The organism is Pilibacter termitis (assembly GCF_900167335.1).
Lineage (GTDB): Bacteria > Bacillota > Bacilli > Lactobacillales > Streptococcaceae > Pilibacter > Pilibacter termitis.
Genome location: NZ_FUXI01000002.1, coordinates 38,242 through 59,926, shown reverse-complemented (window position 1 = coordinate 59,926; position 21,685 = coordinate 38,242). Strand labels below are relative to the sequence as shown.

The 21,685-nt window shown below is 40.6% G+C and carries 17 protein-coding genes; all 17 read right to left on the bottom strand.

All coding sequences use genetic code 11. The annotated features are described in order from the left end of the window. Positions 1-26 precede the first annotated feature (26 nt). Positions 27-164 carry a hypothetical protein gene (locus B5D30_RS13360; protein WP_159443153.1) on the bottom strand — a complete coding sequence of 46 codons (138 nt, stop codon included), beginning with the start codon at positions 162-164 and terminating at the stop codon, positions 27-29. Between the two features lie 128 nt (positions 165-292). Beyond that, a complete protein-coding gene (gene lpdA / locus B5D30_RS01025; protein WP_078806172.1) occupies positions 293-1,705 on the bottom strand; it encodes a dihydrolipoyl dehydrogenase in 1,413 nt (470 codons plus the stop codon). Positions 1,706-1,736: 31 nt separating this feature from the next. Continuing rightward, positions 1,737-3,008 (bottom strand): dihydrolipoamide acetyltransferase family protein, encoded by a 1,272-nt coding sequence (locus B5D30_RS01020; protein ID WP_078806171.1) that lies wholly within the window; start codon positions 3,006-3,008, stop codon positions 1,737-1,739. Between the two features lie 115 nt (positions 3,009-3,123). Beyond that, entirely contained in the window at positions 3,124-4,104 is a 981-nt protein-coding gene (locus tag B5D30_RS01015; protein ID WP_078806170.1) for an alpha-ketoacid dehydrogenase subunit beta, read from the bottom strand. Further along, positions 4,105-5,214, bottom strand: coding sequence for a thiamine pyrophosphate-dependent enzyme (locus B5D30_RS01010; protein ID WP_078806169.1), 1,110 nt, complete (start codon positions 5,212-5,214; stop codon positions 4,105-4,107). A gap of 19 nt (positions 5,215-5,233) precedes the next feature. After that, complete coding sequence (locus B5D30_RS01005) at positions 5,234-6,220, bottom strand: lipoate--protein ligase (protein WP_234984590.1); 987 nt, start codon at positions 6,218-6,220, stop codon at positions 5,234-5,236. A gap of 264 nt (positions 6,221-6,484) precedes the next feature. Further along, a complete protein-coding gene (locus B5D30_RS01000; RefSeq protein WP_078806167.1) occupies positions 6,485-7,648 on the bottom strand; it encodes a hypothetical protein in 1,164 nt (387 codons plus the stop codon). Between the two features lie 375 nt (positions 7,649-8,023). After that, entirely contained in the window at positions 8,024-12,304 is a 4,281-nt protein-coding gene (locus B5D30_RS00995) for a pectate lyase-like adhesive domain-containing protein (protein WP_078806166.1), read from the bottom strand. Then, positions 12,301-12,636: an LPXTG cell wall anchor domain-containing protein gene (locus B5D30_RS00990; protein ID WP_078806165.1), complete on the bottom strand. Its 336-nt coding sequence runs from the start codon at positions 12,634-12,636 to the stop codon at positions 12,301-12,303. The genes B5D30_RS00995 and B5D30_RS00990 overlap by 4 nt, the downstream gene beginning before the upstream one ends. Positions 12,637-12,680: 44 nt before the next feature. Next, complete coding sequence (locus B5D30_RS00985; protein ID WP_159443152.1) at positions 12,681-13,889, bottom strand: WxLIP family cell surface protein; 1,209 nt, start codon at positions 13,887-13,889, stop codon at positions 12,681-12,683. A gap of 108 nt (positions 13,890-13,997) precedes the next feature. Further along, complete coding sequence (locus B5D30_RS00980) at positions 13,998-14,756, bottom strand: WxL domain-containing protein (protein ID WP_078806163.1); 759 nt, start codon at positions 14,754-14,756, stop codon at positions 13,998-14,000. 21 nt (positions 14,757-14,777) lie between these two features. Beyond that, positions 14,778-15,521 carry a WxL domain-containing protein gene (locus B5D30_RS00975; RefSeq protein WP_078806162.1) on the bottom strand — a complete coding sequence of 248 codons (744 nt, stop codon included), beginning with the start codon at positions 15,519-15,521 and terminating at the stop codon, positions 14,778-14,780. Positions 15,522-15,646: 125 nt separating this feature from the next. Continuing rightward, positions 15,647-16,450, bottom strand: a complete 804-nt coding sequence (locus tag B5D30_RS00970) for a WxL domain-containing protein (RefSeq protein ID WP_078806161.1) — start codon at positions 16,448-16,450, stop codon at positions 15,647-15,649. Between the two features lie 69 nt (positions 16,451-16,519). After that, the gene (locus tag B5D30_RS00965; protein ID WP_078806160.1) at positions 16,520-17,518 is read right to left on the bottom strand and encodes a WxL domain-containing protein; all 999 of its coding nucleotides are present in this window, start codon (positions 17,516-17,518) and stop codon (positions 16,520-16,522) included. A gap of 792 nt (positions 17,519-18,310) precedes the next feature. Then, entirely contained in the window at positions 18,311-19,468 is a 1,158-nt protein-coding gene (locus B5D30_RS00960) for an LPXTG cell wall anchor domain-containing protein (protein ID WP_078806159.1), read from the bottom strand. Beyond that, positions 19,458-20,744 carry a class C sortase gene (locus B5D30_RS00955; RefSeq protein ID WP_078806158.1) on the bottom strand — a complete coding sequence of 429 codons (1,287 nt, stop codon included), beginning with the start codon at positions 20,742-20,744 and terminating at the stop codon, positions 19,458-19,460. The genes B5D30_RS00960 and B5D30_RS00955 overlap by 11 nt, the downstream gene beginning before the upstream one ends. Before the next feature lie 540 nt (positions 20,745-21,284). Beyond that, complete coding sequence (locus B5D30_RS00950; RefSeq protein ID WP_078806157.1) at positions 21,285-21,518, bottom strand: hypothetical protein; 234 nt, start codon at positions 21,516-21,518, stop codon at positions 21,285-21,287. Positions 21,519-21,685 lie beyond the last annotated feature (167 nt).

Sequence of the window (21,685 nt, the reverse complement as noted above, 5' to 3'; positions counted from 1 at the left end):
TTTTCCGTTTTTCTTCGTCAATCTCCTCAACCTTGTCTAGCTACGAGGGGCAGGAGTTTGGTCGCTGTTCGCAACAGCACTGGAAACTTCGTTTCCAGTAAATAAATGCTGTGACTCACTACGACAAACTCCTGTTCGCCCCTCTTCGCTTTTCTATGAACCACATAGCTTTCGTCGATTTCCTCGAAAATCGAAAAACTAGCTAATTTAGTCTTAAGCGGAGTTTTTAGAGGTGCCCATAAAAAATATCAAGCTGTACTCTGAAAATACAACTTGATATTTTTTACTACGTTTATATGTGAATCGGCAAGCCGTCTGCTAGTTCGCTCGTGTCCATAATCGCCTCACCAAGCGTTGGATGCGGGTGAACAGTGAGTGAAATGTCCTCGCTTGTCAAGCCGTTTTCAATGGCAAGAGCAAACTCGCTAATCAAATCACTTGCTCCGGGACCGACAATTTGAGCCCCAATAATCACTTTTGTTTCCTTGTCGCTGACAATGCGGATAAATCCACGTGTGGCATTCATCGTAATCGCTCGACCGTTGGCGGCAAATGGAAATTTCGCAATCATCACCTTCAAACCTTTTTCCTTGGCACTCTCTGGAGTCTCGCCCATTGTGGCAAGTTCTGGGTCGCAATAGGCAACTGCAGGAATTGCCACCGCACAATTTAGCACGTCTTCTCCTGCGATATTCGCTGCAGCAACTTTCGCCTCATAACTTGCTTTATGTGCAAGCATGGGACCTGCTACCACGTCTCCAATCGCATAAATGTGAGAAACGCTTGTTTGCTGACGGTCATTGACAATGATTTGCCCTCTGTCTGTCAATTTCACATCTGTATTGTTCAAGCCGATTTCGTCTGTGTTTGGTTTCCGTCCAACAGAAACAAGGCAATAATCTGCTGTTATTGTCTCTTCCACTCCATTTGCCTCATAGGTAATTGCGACATTCTCCGTACTCTGTTCAGCTTTTTTGGCAATGGCACTTGTGATGATTTCTACACCTTTTTCTTGAAACTCAGCTGCTGCAACATCTATCATTTCTTTGTCAAATCCGTTTAAAATATGTGGCAATCCTTCTAAAATCGTCACTTTTGCACCGAGATTCGCATATGCTCCTGCAAGCTCACTACCGATGACCCCACCACCAATTATCACAAGATGTTTGGGTACTTCTGGTAAATTCAATGCTCCTGTGGAGTTGACGAGGCGACCTGTAAATTTGAAATTCGGAATTTCAATCGGGCGACTTCCTGTTGCGATAATACACGACTTAAATTCCAAAAGATGAGAATTTTCACCCTCAATCACGTTAATCACTTGATTGTCATTAAACCGAGCCTCGCCACGCAAGATTTCAATTTTGCGTTTTTTGAGCAACATTTCAATTCCGCCTGTGAGAGTTTTGACCACTTTTTCGTTTTTCCATTTTTGTGTTTCTTCCCAGTTAAGCGTAGCACCGTTTGAGTGAACACCCATAATCGTTGCTGTGTCATGCACTTGGGCATGATAGGCGTGTCCTGCGTTAATCAAGGCTTTTGACGGAATACAACCGACATTCAAACAGACTCCACCGATAAAATCACGTTCGACAATTACCACTTTTTGCCCAAGTTCTGCCGCACGAATGGCTGCGACATATCCTCCCGGTCCTGAACCAATCACGACCAAATCTACACTTCTAGCTTGTGTGCCTACTACCATTTGACTTCCTCCTTCATTTTGATAGAAACCTCTAAACTTCCATTAGCATATAATTTGGGTCAGAAAGTAAGTTTTTCAAATAATTTATTGCATTTTGAGCGAGCATTCCGTCAATTAGTCGATGATCAAATGAAAGAGAAAGTTTCATCATATTGCCCACAACAATTTCGCCTTCATCATTGACAACTGGCTCTTTTGCGATTGTGCCAAGTCCTAGAATACTTGATTCTCCCACATTGATTACTGGGGTAAACCAATTGCCACGTGCGGAACCAATGTTAGAAATCGTAATCGTTGAACCACTTGCCACGTCTGGTGTCAAATTCCCCTTTCGTGCCGCTAGAGCAAGCTCACTGATTTCTTTTGCGATTGCAAGAATGGACTTGCTATCTGCATTTTTCACGACAGGTACAAATAGACCACTCGGTGTATCTACGGCAATTCCTACGTGAATTTCCTCAGGGTAAACAATTTCCATTTTGGTCATATCGACATGAGCGTTCAACTCTGGGAATTTCTTCGCCATAGCAGAAAGTGCTTTGGTCACATACGCAAGATAGGTAAGTTTGATTTCTTGTTTGGCAGCAATTTCCTTGTATTCGTTGCGATGAGCGATGAGTTTACTTACTTCTACACTTTCAAAAAGGGTAACGTGTGGGACATTTTGTTTTTGGCTCGTCATGTTTTTAGCAATTGCCTTGCGAATTGGACTCATTGCCACTCGCCCTGATTTGCTTTCAACTTTTGGTGCAGGTGTTGACACTTCTTCGCTTTGAGCGGAGATTGGTGCGACTTCTGATGTTTCAATTTCCTTGCCAGTTGCTTGGAAATTTTTCACATCTTCAAGTGTAACGTTGCCATGACGACCTGTTGCGATAACTTTCGTTAAATCAATTCCGTTTTGTCTTGCAAATCTGCGAACGCTTGGCATTGCTCGAAGTTGCCCGTCAATCATTGGGACTGTTTTCTTCTCTTCTGAAACACTAGAAACAGGCGGTATTGTTGCCGTTTCTGCGTTTGCGGGTGTTGCGGGTGTTTTCGACATTTCCTCAACGCTTTCACTTCCATCGCCATCAAATTCCACGATTGGACTTCCCACTTCTACGATTGTTCCTGCCTCCACAAAAAGTTTGGTAATTTTTCCAGAAAATGGAGACAAAATTTCTTGTAATAATTTATCATTTTGCACTTCGGCAATTGGGTCATCTTCTTTGATGACGTCTCCCACTTTTACAAGCCAAGAGGCAATTTCTCCCTCGTGCATTCCTTCTCCTACATCGGGAAAGTTGAATATATTTGCCATTATTACGCTCACTCCTTTTATTTTTTTGTTTTGAGTTATTGTCTCAGCAAGTGATGCAAGAGATTGCAAACATTTAAACTTATCGCAATCTCCAAGCACTTCACTTTTCATTTATTTACTCATAGCTCAAAATTTCTTTCACTTTCGCCACCACATCATCTACTTGTGGTAACCAGTCGTTTTCAGCTACTGCAAATGGGTAGATACTGTCTGGGGCTGAGAGGCGACCGATTGGTGCGTTTAAGTTCATGATAAAGCGTTCTGAAATTTCACTCATGATATTGCTTGCAATACCTGCTTGACGTTGTGCCTCTTGGGCAACTACGACACGTCCTGTTTTTTCAACGGTTGCACCAATTGCCTCAATGTCAAGCGGGGATACGGTTCGTAAATCAAGCACTTCAACAGAAATCCCCTCTTTTTCGAGAACTTCCGCTGCTTTTACACTCACTGGCACCATGCCACCATAGGTGATAATCGAAAGATCATTCCCCTCTTTTACCACATTTGCCTTATCCAGTGGTGTCGTATAATACCCCTCAGGCACTTCACCTTTTACCGAGCGATACAATTTCAAGTTTTCAAGGAAAATAACAGGGTCATTGGATTCAATTGCAGAGAGCAACAAACCTTTGGCATCTGCTGGATTGCTTGGCATAACTACACGCAACCCCGGCTGTTGAGCCATTAAGCCCTCAAGGTTATCAGCGTGCATTTCTGGCGTGTGTGTGCCACCTCCATAAGGTGAGCGAACAACGATAGGAAAATTCTTCGTTCCGTGAAAACGGAAACGATTTCTTGCCATTTGTCCGTTGATAGAGTCCATGACTTCGTAAATGAAACCGAAAAATTGAATTTCCATAATTGGACGATACCCTTGCGTTGTCAAACCGATAGCTAAGCCACCAATCGCACTTTCTGCAAGCGGAGTGTTGAATACTCTATCACTGCCATATTTTGTGTTCAAGCCGTCTGTTACACGAAACACTCCGCCATTTTCAGCGACATCTTCCCCGAAAATCAAGACATTTTCATCTTTTTCAAGTGCCAAATCAAGTGCCTCGGTGATTGCTGCGATATATGTTTTCACTGCCATTTACTTGCCCTCCTCTTGAAATTTTGCAATTTGCTCTTTCATCACATAACTCGGCTCTTCAAGAGTGTTTGCAATAAAATCAGATACTTTCTGCTTGGCTACATTATCTGCTAATTTTACTGCCTCATCAATTTCTCCATTGACCTCTTCAGAATAAGCTGTTTCAATCTCTTCACTCCAAAGACCTTTCTTCTCTAAGAAAATACGCATACGAATGAGCGGATCTTTTTGATACCATTCGTCAATGTCCTCTTTTGTCCGATAGCGAAGCGGATCGTCTCCACTCATAGAATGTGGTTCAAGGCGGTCGCAAAGTGTTTCAATCAACACTGGACCATTTCCTGCCACCGTCCACTCACGTGCTTTTTTGGCTGCAATATAGCAAGCCAGAGCGTCCATTCCGTCTACAACAACACTTGGAATCCCAGCACCCCAACCTTTCGCTGCTAAATGCGGAGCAGAAGTTTGTGATTTTCTTGGTGTGGAAATCGCAAACCCGTTGTTTTGGATAAAGAATACAGCGTTGGCTTTGTAGGCTCCAGCAAAATTCATTCCCTCATAAGTATCCCCTTGAGAAGAGCCACCGTCACCTGTATAAGTGTAGGCACAAGCATTTTTCCCACGTTTTTTCATACCAAGAGCAATTCCTGCTGCCTCAACATATTGAGCACCGATAATGATTTGTGGAAACCATGTATTGACCTCACCCATTTCATTCCCCTCAAAATGCCCACGGCTCCAAAGAAATGCTTTGTAAATCGGATAACCTTTGTGAATCATTTGCGGAATGTCTCGATACCCCGGCATGAGATAATCTTCCTCAGTGAAAGCATAGCTCGTCGCTGACTGGCTCGCCTCTTGCCCTCGTGTTGGAGCTACAAACCCTAGTCGACCTTGTTTGGCAAGTTTTACGCTACGTTCATTTAGCACGTATTGTTTCACCATGCGTTTCATGATAGCGACCAAATCTTCGTCTGTCACTTCTGCCTCTTTTAGCAATTCTTCATCAAGTAACACACCGTCATTTCCTAAAACCTGTAAGGTTGGAAATTCTTCGTCTTGAGCAATCATTTGCGTTTTGAAATCTAGGATTTCTTGTCCTTTACTCATTGGGAAACCTCCTCTAAAATTAATTTTCCTTAAACAACCCCGCTATTTCTTCCGTCTTAATTGAGCCAAAATATTTCTTTTCTTCGTGCTGGCTTAGTAGCTCGTGGATTTTTATTTCGCTAAAGGGGAGACCGATAAATTCTGGGAGTAAGTCTTCAATATCTTCAATTCCGAGAAAATCGCCCTCAAACGTAATGCCGAAAATCTTTCCGTCCTCGACTTGTGCCTTCACGTCCACGATCCCGCCGTCAAATTTTTCATGAGCATGATAGTTAAATTTTGGACTTTCGCCATAATTCCAGTCCCATGTGGAAAATTTTTCTCGCTCTAATCGTTTGACTTGTGCCACTTGTTCCTCGGTCAAAATAATTTCCTTATCCACGCCTTGTCTGCTCAATTCATGCGTTAATGCACGCTGAAACTCTTCAATCGTAAGCATAGGTGCGTATTCTTGAATATTCCCTACACGTGAGCGAACACTTTTGACTGCTTTTGAGATAAATTTCTCATCGTTGACATTCAAAGAGCGAATCATCACTTCTATGTCGCTGTTGAAAAGTAAAGTGCCGTGGTGCATGAGATAGCCATTTGCATAACGTTGAGCGTTTCCGCTAATTTTTTTGCCGTTGACAACCAAATCATTGCGACCACTCACTTCGGCTGGAATCCCAAGTTTTTGTAGAGCGACAACCATTGGTGCGACAAATGTTTTCCAATCTACCTGCTCGGCAGTTGCTACTGGTATGATAAAGGTGAAATTCAAATTTCCTAAATCATGATAAACTGCACCGCCTCCTGTTACACGACGTACCACTTCAATGTTGTGTTCTTTGACAAATTCCTCGTTTACCTCCTCAAAGGTATTCTGATGTTTGCCGACAATGACTGCATTTTGATTTTGCCAAAGGGCAAACACCGCTTCATCAGGTCGCAAACTCGTCAAAAGCCACTCATCAAGGGCGATATTGTAAGGAGCAGAGAGATTTTTATTTACAATGTATCTCAAAGTTTTCACTTCCTTTTTTATTGTATTGCTCACTTTTACGAGCATGAGAAGGAATTCCTCTCATTTTTTCACAAACTTCCCCTTTACCGGAAATCGTTTGCACCTCTATTGTCTTGCACTTTTTCTTTTTTTACAACTGATTTGTTTGTGAAATTTCACAAATTAAGCCAAAACTCTTTACTTTAGGCATTTCACCGTTTTTTCCGTGCAAGCCAAAAAAGCCACCTTAACTCTTTAAGATGACTTTTTTAGGGTACCCTTTTGTTAGATTTCGAGCAAAGACTCAATGCGATAATTTTCCTGTTCAATGAAATGAGAAAATTTGACAATGTCAACGAAACGCTCGTAATCGTCAGATGAAAGTTTGATCGGATACGGGCTTTTAAATACAGAAAATCTACTCGGTTTTCCTTTTTGCAAATAACCTAGCTCATTGATAAGTTTTTTCACTCGTAAATCAAACATTTTCTTTCTCACTTCCAAAAGTTTGGCACGTTTGTTTCTTAATACTCGCCGTTCAGATTTGTTTTTCATAATATCCAAAAGCTCTAAATGATCTCTCCAAACATCTTCTAAAAATTGAATACTCACTTGTAATTCGACAATTTCACTTTTAGAAAGGACAATCCATTTTCCTCGGTGTTCTTTCTTGCCATAAGCGATATTTTCATCTAAGGAAAGCATTTTATGATACCTTTGATTTTCAAGACGAAGTGCCTCATTTTCGATACTCATCTGTGAAAATTGTATCATAAATTCCGCTGGTATTTCTGGCGGATTGACTTTCGTATACTCTAGTTCACATTCGACTTTTTTTGGTTCACAAGGAACAACTTCCGCTGCAACAGTGTAAACTTTTTTCTCTGCCGTACTTGTTTTGGCAAATTTCTTGTCATATTCCTCTTTTGATATTGCTTTTGTCATGCCCTCTGTATGAAACATTTCGGCAAACGCAAGAGCAAAACAATCAGCTAATTCTTCCGCTTTCATTCCGTTGCCTAGTCTTGAGAGCGACAAAGGAAAATCGCTTTGGACAAAAGGAATACTCTCATTGACAACAAGTGGCATAAATTCAAAATAATAGACGTTTTTTCCATTTTTACTTCCGACCACTAAAAGTGTCAAATAAAAACTTGGAAAACTATTTTCAAATACCTTGATTAATTCCTCTGTTGACAGAGAAAATCCCTCAGACTTTTGGCGAACGCAGAAAGAATGAAGCACTAAATGCTCTCGTTCGCATATTCTCAATAAGCCACCATGAACAGCCGAGTCAATGAAAACCGTCTTAAAATGTGTATCAAAATAATTTTTCACATGGAAAAACAGCTCGTCTTTGAGCGTTTTTCGTCTGTCTAACGCAACCCGCCCGCCGTCTGTGTTCAATGTTTTTTGAAAAAAGTTCACCTCAAAATCTTCCCAACCCATTCTTTCTACCTCCGAGTCACATATTCTTTTTTCAACTTGTAGATAATTGATACTCAAAATTTTAACTTTAATAGCTTTTTTGGCTATCCCCACACAAAGATAAAACTTTATAAACTTCTTTTTTGCTCAAATATTTTATAAAAAATCGCATTTTTTACAAAACCGTAAAACCTAGTGTTTTTTTCCACAAAAAGAGAGAAAACAATCATAGGACGGCGATAATTTTTATAATTTTGAGCATATCTACCTCATTGAATGAAAAGGTGAAACCCCTACATATTTCACTTTTTAGCACATTTTAATACAATATTGAAAAACAGTCAAGAAGCGGTTTTCTTCTTGACTGTTTTTCCGCTCGGGCGAGGTGAAATTCTCTTATGCTGTTGGGGTAGAGGTGTAGGTATAAGTGATTTCACCTTCAAAGCTACCAAGTGATTTTTCAGACTCAGGGACTCTTAGTTTGACTTCGTTTTGATTAAACGTAATCGAATGTTCACCTTTTCGTTTATTCACATTGGTGTTTCCGTTGATTAATTCAACAGAACCTCCTACTGCTGAAATTTCCTTGTTGACAACTGCACTGCTATTATCAGAAGTAAATTTTCCTGTGCCAAAGTAGATGACTCCTCGCAAAACACGTCCCGTTGAAACTTCTGTCAGAGGTTTGGTAAGCTGCGCTGAAATTTTCCACGTGTCTGGCACATTTGCCAAATTCCTTTTTGTAATTTTGCTGATGTCGTCCACTTTTCCAGTGAGAATCGTCTCTGTATTCCCTGCTGCATTGTAAACAAGCGTTTTGTTTGCCTCACTTCCTTGAGAGGTGTCATACATATTCTTGTTATCTTTGACAACGAGCGAGCCAAATTGTTGGTCTAAGCTGTATTCTCCTGTTGGTGTGAGCCCAGAAATACTATGCGTACCAAAATCTAGCGTGTCAGAGCCTGTAAGTTCACGTGCGTCTGGAATAATCATTACATTAAAAGTAATTGGCACGTCTTTGGCAATACCATTTGCTGGATTTTTCCCAGGATTCGCTTTCTCTGCTACGAGAGATGCCTCCACTTGGTAAACTACTCCCGGAGTTTGTTGCGTATCCAAGCCATTCAATTCGTCCACTCGGAAGATTTTATTACTAGCGATTGCCGAAGTATCTGGCTGATAATTTTTTGATACGATAATGCTGTCATTGTCGTCTTTTACTTCATAATGAACGTTACTAATCCCTTGTTGCACAAGGAAATATTTCAATAATGTCACATCACCCTGAGAAATGCGTGAAGCCTTGAAATCTGACTCATAAATATACACATCACTCACCGTCAAACCAATTGTACTTCTTGATATTTTGAAGAACACTGTGTCTACACGACAAGGATTTCCTGCTTTATCTTTCACTACAATACCAATACTAAATATTTGCGTTTCATCTACCGACAAATCGGCAACGAGCGTTTCAAATTGAGTTTGACTTGTGATAGGAATTACACCTGCTATCGTAGTCGTTGGTGTGGTGTAGTCAAATTCTCTTGAGTAGAAACCACTTGTCGAAGAATACGGATTGCTATCTTGTTCATTTTGAATGAGAGAGGCGGGTGTCGGCAAAATTCCTGCTGAACTATGGTTAATAGACGTTGCACTATTTTTATCATAAGCATTGTCTTTTGGTTCTGCAGTTGGGCTGGTTTCATCTAATACTCTGAGCGATTGTTTTTTAACCGTCTCACCATAAGTGAACTCTTTCCCGTCTTTGTACGCAGATACCTTGACCAAGTCCTCTGCTACAAACACACCGTTATTTGGCAATGTATAGACAAAGTACCCTCCACCTCGTAATTGCGTTCCTTTTGAGGTGGTTACTGTATCATTTTCCTTGCTAGAGAGCTTGCTGTATTTTCCGTCTGCAAAAGTAGAACCTACTAGAGCATCACTTGAGAGATTGGATAGATTGACCACTTTGTCGGCAAGTGGTTTTTCCACTCCGTTAAACGTTGTCGAATGAACCTCACTTACTGGATTCACACTACCATTTGGCAATAATTTCACCAACGCATCTTCTACTGGCACAAAAGTCGAATACATTTCCATTTTCTTTGTAGTGTAGTTGTATTTCATATGTTCTACTACCACACCTGTACGCCCAACAATTTCACATCTCGGGTCATAATCAATGGAGAGTGTTTCTTTATTGACCGTTGGACTGAGCCATTTGTAGTCGCCATTAGAATCTGTGGCAAAGCCATTCGTTGCTCCTTTTTCAATTCCTCTTGTAACATCACCTGTAAAAGTACGTGTAGCAAGCGAGCTATTGTCCGTCAATGTCGAGAACAACTGAACTTCAATATCATACAATTTCGTAAACAAAATACGATTTGGTTTATTTCCTGTGGTTGAGGAAACATCTGTATTGAATACATCTGTTGAGCGACCAAATTTATTTTTTAAATCTGCCGAGTCTGCGGCGATATACGTTTTAATACCAGAATTTACTGCGTTATAGTTGTTCGAGCTGAATCCTGCCGTCAAGCTGTAAATCGGCAACCATTCACGTGAGAAATTCTCATCATCAAGTTCATACTCAAACCCAAATGGATACGCACCGTTTAATGCAGGAATTGGATTTTCGTGCGTGCCAGAAATATTGGTATCCGTCACAAGTGAACTACTTTTTAGCGTTACTGCAGCCGTACTATCCCACTGAGCAACTCGTTGATTTTTTACTTGTATGCCAATTGTATCGCCAGCCCCAACTGTTCCAATAAGATTATTGGGACGGTTGGTAGAAGAAATACGAGCGAGGTTTACACGATACGCATCGTCAAAGATGATTTTCGCATTCGTGCCGTTTACTTTTATCAAATTATCCGTCGTATCTGCTACAACATCGAGGATTCCGTCTTTTTTAATGTTAAATTGAGCATTTCCTGCCACACAGATAGGACTCATACCGTTTTGCATACCTGTGGCAAAAACAGATAGGCGACCATAAGAAGAAATATCAACGATTGCTCCGTCTGCTAAATACACAATCGGACGCCATGATTCTGCAAAGACAGTATTCGTGTGTTCCGTTGAATACACTTCAAGTGTTGCACCGTCTAGTATTTCTACTTTTGAGTTGGCACTTCTAAGAGATAATGCTCCGTAATCATGCTTGGATTTATCCTCATACAAGAACACACGGCTACCTTCCTCTAACTTGAGGTTTGCATTCCCAATACGAGTATCTAAGTTTTCAAGCTCGATATTCACTCCACGTGTATCGTCTTCAAATCCTGCGGTATTTGGACTTCCATTACTCATTTTGAACGAACTACTCGCATGAATGACTGCTCCAGAATGAACGACCATTGGACCATTTAAGTCGATATTTCCTGAGTTAGAAGAATAGAGATACACTTGTGCATTATCCATAATGTCTAACTTACCAGCGTAGAGGTTACATTCCATATAGTTATAGGCTTGATAGTTATATCGCCAACCATTTGCAACGGAGGTTCCTGTACGAAATGGGGTTTGGTAATAACCTGTATCGTCTTGAATGTTTGCTACATAACCTTCCATTTTTACCATTGTATAAGGAGCGTGCATCATTTGCGTGCCTTTGGCGATGTAGTTTTCATAGGTAATCGTTGAACGAAGTTGATTGTCTGCACCTATGTCATTGAGTGTCATAAAGCCATAGTAATTGCCATTATACGTGGTCAAATCTTTTACACGTACACTACGAATAAATCCGTCATGCCATGTAAAACAGATAGAACCTGTATCAATTGCATATTGCCCTTGACCGTCAATGACCAATTCTTTTGCACACCCTGCTTGCGTGCGGTTAAAACCAAAGTAGGCATCTCCGCCACTTGTATTTGTGGTAGTACGCCAGTTAAGAGCGTCGGCTCTATGATTGGATGTGTTCGGTTGACTGTTGCCATTGTGAGCTGCTCTATACATCGCTCCAAGATCCTGACCCGTTCCTCCGTCAGCAACTGATGCTGTATTGGGAATCACGATATTGTCCTCGAGTACAATGTGAAAAACGCTATTATTGCTCATTGCGTCGAAAAATTCCATCCAGTTTTCTACATGAGCTGTTTCTCCGCTAATAAATCCTCTTGGCGTAATGCCTCTTGTTGCTTTTGGTGAACTCACTACTTGCGGAGCTACGGGAAGGATTGCACCAGAGTCTGTGGTGTTTTTTTCTGTCACTTCCACATAAAGTGGCACAGAGGTGCTAACCAAACCGTTCAACGTTTTTTGAACGACTAATTCCGTGTTATTTTCCAAGTCAAAATCAAGAGCGATAGAGGTCGCCTCTTTGTTAGATTTTGGTGCTTTTAACTCGAGCGTTCTTGTCTTTTCGTCATAGCTATCGACTCCTGTGGTGAAAAGAGTGTTTTTCTCAACCCCCTCAGGCAATACAAGCGAATAAATTGCCTTTTGATTGACATCTGCATCTTTAAAATCTAAGGTATAAGTAGTTTTCGCCCCTTTTTTCACCGTCAGATGATCTTCGTCTGCAAGAGTCAAATTCATATTGGATTGCACTTTCGCAGTTTTTCCGTTTTCTACTGCTAAAATCGGATTTGAAACAGAGATTGTTGCGACATTTGTAAACAATACCATTACTAGAAACGCAACAATTATTCGTTTTTTCGTCATACTTTCCACTCTCCTTCGACAGTTGTACCACGTTTTTTCTTTTTCCAAAGAAGAAGTACAACAACAATCAAGCCAACTCCTACGATACTTATCCACATTCCAATTACTTCACCTGTCGCAGGCAAGGGGGCCTCAGGTGTTACGGTTGGAGTTTTTGCTGTCGGTGTCGTTGGTTTGGCAATTGTTGGCTCTTCATCAAACGTACCCGGCAGAGCATCTCTTAAAATAACTGTTCCACGTGTCTGTGCCTGTATAGGTGTTGTGCTTAACATTGGTAATACAAGTAAAGCGAGGAAAAGTACACTTTTTATTACATGACAAATCTTTTTCATTGTTCCACCTCTCGTTCTAAATTAATCGTCCCACTCATCTCTTTTTACGCTTCGCTATTTCTTTTTCTTCTTTCCGCACGTTCAGCTGCACGTCTTTTCGTTTCTTCTATGCGACGAATTGTTTCTAATGCTCCTACTTCCATTTCGACATTTTCATCTGTATCATCTTTTTTCTTGCGACGTTTGCCTAGTAAGAAGAAAAGTAAAAATATAAATCCAATAATCACTACTACACCAAGAGCAATCGCCCACCAGTACGCTTTCACATAATCTAAAAAGGTAGGAGCAGCTTTGCCGTCATTGATTGCCTCCTTGTTGACTTTCTCCGCTTGTTCTGGCAAAACGGTAAAATCCAAATTCCATTCCCACTTTTGACCTGTAAAACCATTTTTCGGATCTTGCGTTACCGCTTTGATACGATAAGTATATTCGCCTGCTCTCAGCTGATCCTGATTCAAATAAACTGGAAACTGATATTTTGAATTAGGAGCAAAACTCACAGATTCCATTGTATTGGAATAGAGTGTTTCAAATTTACCTTTATCCGTAACGTTCCCTTCAATTTTCACCCTTGTCAAAAGTGCTGGTTGATCATTTTGAATTTCCGCAAGGAATGCTTTTTTATAATTTAAAAGCCCTGTTGTTACACCTAGAAGATTTAGGTTTGGCTTTGAAATTTCTTTGTCCACTGTAATTTTTATCGCTAGTGCATAGGCGTATTTGGAATCTATCGTCACTCCGCTACTTTTCTTGTTTTCGTCATCTTTTGCTACTTCCTCAAAGTGCCATGAGCCTAAAATCACACCTGTTTGCACTTCTTTTGGCATTTCAATATCAACTGAAACGGTTCTTTTCTTTCCCGCAGGAATGGTTGCATTGATGTCGCTTGCTTTCACTTTTGCAATGTCATTCATCTTCACTTTGAGTGAGGCATCATAACTTTCCGCCTGTTTGGTGTAATCTATTTCGCCATTTGCATTGGTAAATGCAGCAAAAATTTCATTTTTTACTACGATTTCTTTTGTTCCTGTGTTGCGAATGTCTGCTTGAATGGTCTTTTTCTGTCCTGCTTTTAATTTCAAATCGTAATAGGAAGCTTTTGAGTCTATTTCATCTGCTCCTACTGGCACTTTACTAATCGAATATGCAGCTCCTGCCGCAAATACTTCTGTTGTAGTTGCAAACATAACCGTTGCACTCGCAAGTACCGTAAGCATTAGCCGTATGAATTGAATTTTCTTTTTTGAAAGCATAATGATTCTCCCTATTCTTGTGTAGCGTTTTTTGCAAGTAATCAACATTTATCGCCTCAAGTTAGAGGGAGGAAATCCCTCTCCTCTAACCAAGCGATTATTTTATTATTAAGCGTCTGGCGTTCCTGTGAGTGTCCATGTTACAGTTGCTTTATACTCACCTAAACTAAGTTGGTCGCCGGGAACTGCAAGTTTCACATCACCAACGTTCCATTCTAATCTTGAATGTCCTTTAGCCTTTGTTGTGCCAGCTTTCAAGATATTTGCCGTACTCGTTGCTCCGTCTGCTACAATAGTAAATTTATTGCCAGTAGGACCTACAATGTCTTGTTGTCCCGCAGGGCCGTCAATTGAACGAGTAGCTGTTGGGTCAATGACAATCGTTGCACCTACTAATTTTTTCGTGCTGTCAGCCGTATTGACAAATTGAGTGGAAGACACTGCAACTGCCCAAGAATCGTTCAACACACGACCGTCATAAATCGTTACCCCTTGAGTATTCCCTGCTGGGTATTTTGTTTTTGAGCTATCATCTTTTGTGTTTTCAGTTGAATAATAGTCTTTTTGGACAATTTCTTTTGTCGCAAGTAAAGTGTCTGCATTTGAAATGGCAGTTCTGCCAAAGTTAAATTCTTTTGGCACACCTGCGATTGCCAAATCTCCTGCTGTGTATGGTCCTGTTCCTTCATCAGGCTCGTCGACAGGAGGTGTGATAATCGAAGTATCTTGAATAAACTCTGCCACTCCCGGAGTCACCTCCGTTGTAGAAGTATTTCCCGCTGTAATCGGCCCAGCTGAAACTGTGGAAGTTACACCCACTGCAAATGCAGCAAGTGCGACTGTTGAAAATAATTTTGTATTTTTCATTGTTTTACTCTCTCTTTCATTTTACGCATCAGGTGTGCCTGACAATGTCCATGTCAAAGTTCCTGTGTGTGTACCTGTACGAATGTTGTCACCTGTAACATTCAAGTTAATGTCTGTTTTATTTGCAAAAGATAGTGAAGAGAATCCTTTTGCTTTGTTCCCTGCACCTGCTACTGAGAAGAATTGTGCCGCAGCACCACCAGCAGCAACTTCTACTTTCCCAGTAAATCCATTTGCACCAGCTCCAGTTACGTATTGCGTTGCTTTGATTGGATTTTCAAATGAAATGGTTGCTCCAGTTAAGTTTGCAAATGAACCTGCGTTCAACTCAACCGTCAAATTCCACTCATCATTATTCATACGTCCGTCTTGCACTTGTACCCCTACATTTTCGTTGCCATAAACAACTCCTGTTTGGTCTACAAGAGGGTAGTGTTGCACGCTTGTGTCGTAGAGAATCGTTGCATCTACGTCATGATCGCCAAAGCTAAATTTCTTTGGATATTTTGTAAGTGCGAGTGCTGATTTTGCAGCAGGGTCTGTTACGTTTGGATCGTCTGGATCTTTTGGATCTGGCACTGTTGGATCCTCAATACTTGGCGGGTCTACGACTGTGCTATCCAAACCGAACGTGATTTCTCCGTCAGTTGTCGCCTCTGCCTTATTGCTTGGCGAAGTCACTTCAACAGCAGAAGTAATTTGAACTGCCAATGTTGCAGCAAATGCACTCAGTGCGATTGCTGAAAATAATTTAATTTTTTTCATGGTGTATATCCTCTTTTCTGTTTCTTACGAAATCTACTTTTTGACTCTAGTCGTTGCTTTTGTTACAATTAGTCTGTATATATTTTCTTAAAAACACAATAAGGGTGCTTTCCTTGTTGTGTTTTTTAGTACCTTGCATTTTCAGATAACGTCCATTTAATCGTTGCTTTATGGTCACCTGTTGCAAGTGTTGCACCGTTGACGTGTAGGGCAACTTTTGTGTTACTTCCGTCCATTTCAGCTACTTTCCCGAAAAGTACAGAGTTCGTTCCTTTCGCACTTTCATCTCCGTAATAAAGTTCCATTGCACTACCACCACTTGTAAGAGTGTACGTTCCAGTATTCGTAAGTTTCGTAGAACCTGTAACAAATTGATTGGTCAATGAAGCATTTGTCAAGTTGGTAATTGTAATAGTCGCACCCGTCAATTTCCCTGTATCAAAGGCAGAAAATTCACCTGTCACGTGCCATTTGTTTGTATCCATACGTCCGTCATAAACAGATACTGCTTGGTTATAATCAGAGCTACCTACTTGGTCGTATGTTTTAGCAACATTGCCAAATACGTCCACTGAGCTAATGTTATGCGTACCAAAATTAAATTCTTTTGGATATTCCGCTAAGAACAACGCACCTTTTTTCCCGGGAACAATCACGTTTGGATAATCACCTGTTGTATCCACTTCTGTACCGTCCGTAGGATTGCTTGGATAAACATCTCCCGGAAATACATCTGGTTTATTTGAGTCATTTGACGGATGTGGGTCGTCTGGGTTTGCTGGTTCGTTTGGAAGAGTAACATTCGTGTTGTCCTCATCAAAGTGAATGACTCCGTCCGTTAATCCCGTCATAGTCGCAGACACATTTGCCGCTGTGGTAAATGCTACTGCAGCCAACGCTAAAGTTGAAAATAGTTTTATATTTTTCATTGTAGGTTTTACCACTTTCTCTAAATAAATCTTTTATTCTAATTTGCCAAGTTGACAATTAAAACCTTATTATGCCTCTGGTCCTTTTTCGATAGACCATGAAATCCCAAAATGGTAGTCACCAATCTGAAAATCCTTGTTTTCTGGAATATGGAGCTGAACATCTGCTGTATTCCATGTGAGTGTTGACATTCCTTTTCCTGTTGTCTTGATTTGCTCTTCGGTGTAGCCAAGTGTTGCCAACTCCGCTTTACCCTTTGTTTCCCAAAGCACGACTGAGTCGGTCGCTGTAATATTTACCTCTTTGGTAATGAATTTGTCGTCTGATTTTTCGCTTGCAAGAGTGTTGCTACTAGGCAGAGTATTAAACTCATTTCTTGCCACTGCTTTAGGAATTGTAATATACGCACCTACGAGTTTTTCCTTTGTTTCTTCGTCTGTTGGGTAGTCGTTTAACTTCGCTCGCACCGTCCAACCTGTTTCGTTGTCCTCTGTGCGATTGTCCCACATTTGCAAATGAGAAATTCTATCGGTATAAAGACTCTTATACCCTACACCTTGCAATGCTTGATGTTCGCCTGAGGCATAGCCCATTCCGAAATCCCACGCTACTGGGACGTAGACTAGTCCTGCGTGTGGCAGACCTGTATTTTGATGCCACTGTTCGTTGTAAACACCATTTGCAGTTTGAGGGTCTTTCAAATAGGCACGCCATGAGTAGAGCATGGGTTTTTCATCTGTCGCCTCTTGAAAAATATCTTTATCTTCCTTTGTCGCATCAACTTCTGGATCTAAATCAAATTCAAGTTGCCCCCAGTAAGATTGACCATTTACAACGACTGTACCAAAATTGCTAGATTCACTTGTCTTATAGATAGGATTGGCTGGAAAAGGTCGAGCAGGATTTTCTGGATCCCTTGCTACAAATTCTAGTTTTGTTGGTGGATTAACCACCATTCCTTTTTCAAGTGTTATCGAACCGTTTGTATTTCCAACCTCAGCACCAACAACAGCTGGAGAAAGAGAAATCAAACTTGTGAACAATACGATTTTTATAATACTTTTCATGTATAAACACCTCCTTTATAATAAGATTTTCGCTTGCAGTGTCGCCGTTTTTTCAAGGGGATTTTCTTCCTGCAAACGTCAACAGCAGTATCACTCATTTTTGAGTAACAACTAATAAAATAGTACATTTTTTAAAATGTCTAGTGAAAGTCCTCCGTATTTCTTATTTTTTTCCTATCATAACGACTTTTTTGAGCAAATAATACATTATCGCCTTATTTAACCCTCATGATTCTTAATTATATCTTAAATCCTCGTTTTTTGAAATTTTTTATTGACGTGTTTTTATTGGATTCTCCTGTTTTTAATATATTTTCATCTTCAAAAATAACTTTATTTTCGTTTTTCAAACTTTATTCAATAACCACCTTTATCTTTCTTCATTTTTTATCATCTGTAAAATATTGTCGAGAAATTGGGCAACTTTTGCGTTTTTTATATTTTAATTTATTACAATCTCCGATAATTCATCACTGTTTTCTAACTTTCACGTTCTTCTCATACTTTATTTAAGAATTTAACGCTTACTAAATAAGCACTTTCATTCTTTTATTATTTAATCTTTTTATCATTTATGCTCTATTTCTTGTGTTGATATGAAAAGGTTGATTATAAAAGATGTAGATTATGCTCGTTAAAGTGAGCATATGTTTTTATTTGGAGTTTTTTTGGGGGATTGGGGTGGGTATTAATTTAGTGTTTTTTGTATAAAGATAAGGGCAGCACTAAAAAACACCCTAGAAATACATCTAGGGCAAAAATTTTATACATATCTATAAAACAACTAAACATTTAAGAATCACTCCCCTCATCCTCTTTCCTCTTCCTCCAACCCACAAAAACAACCACCAACACCACTCCCCCAATCGCAATCAACCACCACTCTCCTGCTTCGCCTGTATCAGGCAAAAACTTGCGTGCTACTTCTACTACTTCTCCTGCTTTTGAGGCAACGTCGCCTAAAAATTCTTCTACGTCTGAAAAGAAATCGCCGAGAGTGTCTGGAAGGAGACCTCTTGGAATTTCTTCGTCCTCCATTGGTGCGTCAAGCGTGCGAGAATTGTATAAAATAACACCTACTGCACTTTCTTGTCCGTTAATCGTGCTGCTGCCGTCTTCTCGAATGAGAAAAATAACATATTGCGGTGTGGGGTCTATGGTGTAAATTTCGCTACTTGTTTGAATTTCTTCTATAAAATACTCACCCGCAGGTAATTCAAACCCCGTGATAGAAACAAGTCCGTCCTCGCCTGAGATAAATAGCACTGCTCCGTCCTTGTCGCCAAACGTGCCGTCAGCGTGTAAATATTCTCGCCTCCCGTCATGCACTCGCCCAATCACAAACCACGCACCAGATAACGCCCCCTCATCATTTCCCTCTGGGTCAAGTCCGTGCAAATAAAAGTGAATGTCTTGCGGATTTTTCTCGGGAATTTCTGGTGTACTACTTGTCGTTGTGGTGCTTTCTTCTGTCGGGGTGACACCACTTTCTTCTGGTGGCAAAATGGTGTCCGTCACCTTTGGGGAAAGGGTGAGGGTGTCATTTTCTACTGGCAGGCGAAATAATGCAGGGCGAACTGCTAATTTTGCGGTATTTTCTTGCACTAGGATATACATTCCCTCGTTTTCGCTTAGCGGAAAATTGGTGAGTTTTTCCTTGATTTTGATACTTTCACACGCCTTGATCCATGTAGAAACGTCAAGAAACCCTTGTTCGTAATCGTTTGCAAATTGTCGCATTTTTTCTTCGTCACTTATTGCCTCTCCTAGCTTGTAGGAAGAAAATGCCTCGTCTACTCGGTAAATGGCAAGTTTTACTCCTGCATCAAGTACTACTTCTTCTACTTCGACTTGCACAAGTGTTTGAGCGTTTGCTCTTTCACTCGTGCAAAAAAGGCAGAGAAAAAGGAAGAATAATAGAAAAATGAATGGTTTTCTCTTATTTTTCATATCCTTTCACCTCCACCTTGCGAATTGCATCAAGTGATTTTGCACCAATCCACACATGGAGCATTTTGTTCACTCGTTTTTGCGTGAATTGTGATTGTTTTAATTTTCTCCTTGGTTTGATTTGCATTATTTTGTCACGTCTTTTATCGACAAAAATTTTCATCTCTGGCAATGGATAATGTGTTTCTGGCACATAGAGTGCTTTCAAGCGATATTTCATTCCCGGCAAATTGGGAATATGTACCACACCAGTTTCTTCGTCCACTTGACAAATGATTGGCTCTCCGTTGCGTTTAATCGTGCGTTTTCCTTTTTTATCATATAAGCCAAAAGTAGTTGCATAAAGCGGAATTTCTAACGCATGGTCTCGGTCAAATACACGGAATGTGAGGTCATATCTATTTCCTCTTATTAATAACGTCAAAAGTGCATAATAGAGATAAATAATGCAAAGTGAAAGTGTCATAACAACACCTGATACCAAACCAAATTGTTTCAAAAGTTGATATTTGTCAATGTCCTCGGTCATTTTTTGCGTATCGGGCAAGAGGGTCGTCCGCTCTCCTGTGACAAGCAAGCGGTGTGTGTTGACCATGTAAGGTGTACACGTGAGAAGTGTCGTCAAATCTCGTCCTTTTTGAATACGTGTTTTGCTCGTGTCCTCGGGTTTTACGATATTAATATCGACCACTTTATACGCAAGATGTTCTTTTCCCACCATTATCACAAACACGTCTCCTCGCTCCAATTTGTCCAAATCGGTAAACAAGCTCGCTGTTGGCAATCCTCTGTGTGCAGAGATGACTGTATGGCGGTCAACTCCTCCTTTTGGAAATGAAGAATACGCCAACCATGCCGCACCTTTTGAGAGAAAATCTTCTTTTGTCGAGTCGAAAATCGGAAGTTGTTGCTTGATTTTCGGAATGTAGACGACACCAATTGTATGCTCAAAGTAAAATTCGGTCGAATGTGTTTTAACCTCAGCATTTTCCAAACTTTCTTCTGAAAAAGGGTCTTCTAACGCTCTTGTTCTGAGTCGTTCTTTCTTGCTTTCTTCTTCGTATTTTTCCTCTTGAGCTTTTTGATAAGCGTTGGTCGCTTTGTCTTGGTAGTGGTGTAAAATCGCAGTGTCAAGGAGATTATTGAGTGCATCTGTAACAAATGGATAAATCGTGATACTAAAGAAGACGAGAAAGGCAAGCACTAAGAAAATTTTGAAGACAAATTGTTTCATCGCATTACGCTTAATTCCATTTTTCTTCTTTTTCCTTGCCATACTCTCACCTCCTCGTCAGATTGGGAAATTGTTTTGATTTGCTTTTCTTTGTCTAGCTGTGAGGGGCAGGAGTTTGGCAACTGTTCGCAGTGTCGCTCGCAACTTACGTTGCGAGTAAATGAACGACACGGCTCACTGTTGCAAACTCCTTACCGCCCCTCTTCGCTTTTCTGTGTCTAGCTACGAGGGGCAGGAGTTTGGCAACTGTTCGCAGTGTCGCTTGAAACTTCGTTTTGATGCTAGTCTTTCAAGAATCTTTGATTCTTAGAAAGACTGTATGCGAAACGAAGTGTAGTAGCAAGTAAACGACACGGCTCACTGCCACAGACTTCAAAACGCCCCGCTCGCTTTTCTTTGTCTAGCTGCGAGGGACTGAAGTCTGGTGGCTGTTCTCAGTGGCGCTCGAAACTTTCGTTTTGATGCTAGTCTTTCAAGAATCTTTGATTCTTAGAAAGACTGTATGCGAAACGAAGTGTAGTAGCAAGTAAACGGCACGGCTCACTGCCACAGACTTCAAAACGCCCCTCTACGCTTTTCTTTCTATTTCCCAAACGAGCTTAGTCTTTTTTGGAAATCTAGTTCGCTTTGTCCTTTGTAGATACGGATGTCTGATATTTTCCATGTTTTGATGACTTTGCCACAGTTGGTTGAAACACTTTGAATTAAGCCTTGTTCTTCTACTTGTTTGGCTGTTGTGTTCATGTAGATTGTCAGGATAAATGACAATGCTAAAACAATAATAACTAACACAATTGATTTTATAAGTCGTTTCATGCTTATGCTCCTTTCTTCGATTACACTTCGTACAATCGAAGAAACTTGACTTCCGCTTCGCTCCAGCCAAGCAGGGTCACTCGTGAACTTCGTCCACTCGAAGTCTTTTCTTCGATTGCACTTCGTGAAATCGTAAAAACTTAACTTCTACTTCGCTCCAGCCTAGC

What these genes read in the sequence shown, in the direction of transcription:
- B5D30_RS00995 (WP_078806166.1), bottom strand. Translation starts at nt 12,304, where the DNA reads ATGACGAAAAAACGAATAATTGTTGCGTTTCTAGTAATGGTATTGTTT.
- B5D30_RS00950 (WP_078806157.1), bottom strand. Translation starts at nt 21,518, where the DNA reads ATGAAACGACTTATAAAATCAATTGTGTTAGTTATTATTGTTTTAGCA.
- lpdA (WP_078806172.1), bottom strand. Translation starts at nt 1,705, where the DNA reads ATGGTAGTAGGCACACAAGCTAGAAGTGTAGATTTGGTCGTGATTGGT.
- B5D30_RS00980 (WP_078806163.1), bottom strand. Translation starts at nt 14,756, where the DNA reads ATGAAAAATACAAAATTATTTTCAACAGTCGCACTTGCTGCATTTGCA.
- B5D30_RS01010 (WP_078806169.1), bottom strand. Translation starts at nt 5,214, where the DNA reads ATGAGTAAAGGACAAGAAATCCTAGATTTCAAAACGCAAATGATTGCT.
- B5D30_RS00990 (WP_078806165.1), bottom strand. Translation starts at nt 12,636, where the DNA reads ATGAAAAAGATTTGTCATGTAATAAAAAGTGTACTTTTCCTCGCTTTA.
- B5D30_RS00960 (WP_078806159.1), bottom strand. Translation starts at nt 19,468, where the DNA reads ATGAAAAATAAGAGAAAACCATTCATTTTTCTATTATTCTTCCTTTTT.
- B5D30_RS00975 (WP_078806162.1), bottom strand. Translation starts at nt 15,521, where the DNA reads ATGAAAAAAATTAAATTATTTTCAGCAATCGCACTGAGTGCATTTGCT.
- B5D30_RS01015 (WP_078806170.1), bottom strand. Translation starts at nt 4,104, where the DNA reads ATGGCAGTGAAAACATATATCGCAGCAATCACCGAGGCACTTGATTTG.
- B5D30_RS01020 (WP_078806171.1), bottom strand. Translation starts at nt 3,008, where the DNA reads ATGGCAAATATATTCAACTTTCCCGATGTAGGAGAAGGAATGCACGAG.
- B5D30_RS00970 (WP_078806161.1), bottom strand. Translation starts at nt 16,450, where the DNA reads ATGAAAAATATAAAACTATTTTCAACTTTAGCGTTGGCTGCAGTAGCA.
- B5D30_RS00985 (WP_159443152.1), bottom strand. Translation starts at nt 13,889, where the DNA reads ATGCTTTCAAAAAAGAAAATTCAATTCATACGGCTAATGCTTACGGTA.
- B5D30_RS00955 (WP_078806158.1), bottom strand. Translation starts at nt 20,744, where the DNA reads ATGGCAAGGAAAAAGAAGAAAAATGGAATTAAGCGTAATGCGATGAAA.
- B5D30_RS01000 (WP_078806167.1), bottom strand. Translation starts at nt 7,648, where the DNA reads ATGGGTTGGGAAGATTTTGAGGTGAACTTTTTTCAAAAAACATTGAAC.
- B5D30_RS00965 (WP_078806160.1), bottom strand. Translation starts at nt 17,518, where the DNA reads ATGAAAAGTATTATAAAAATCGTATTGTTCACAAGTTTGATTTCTCTT.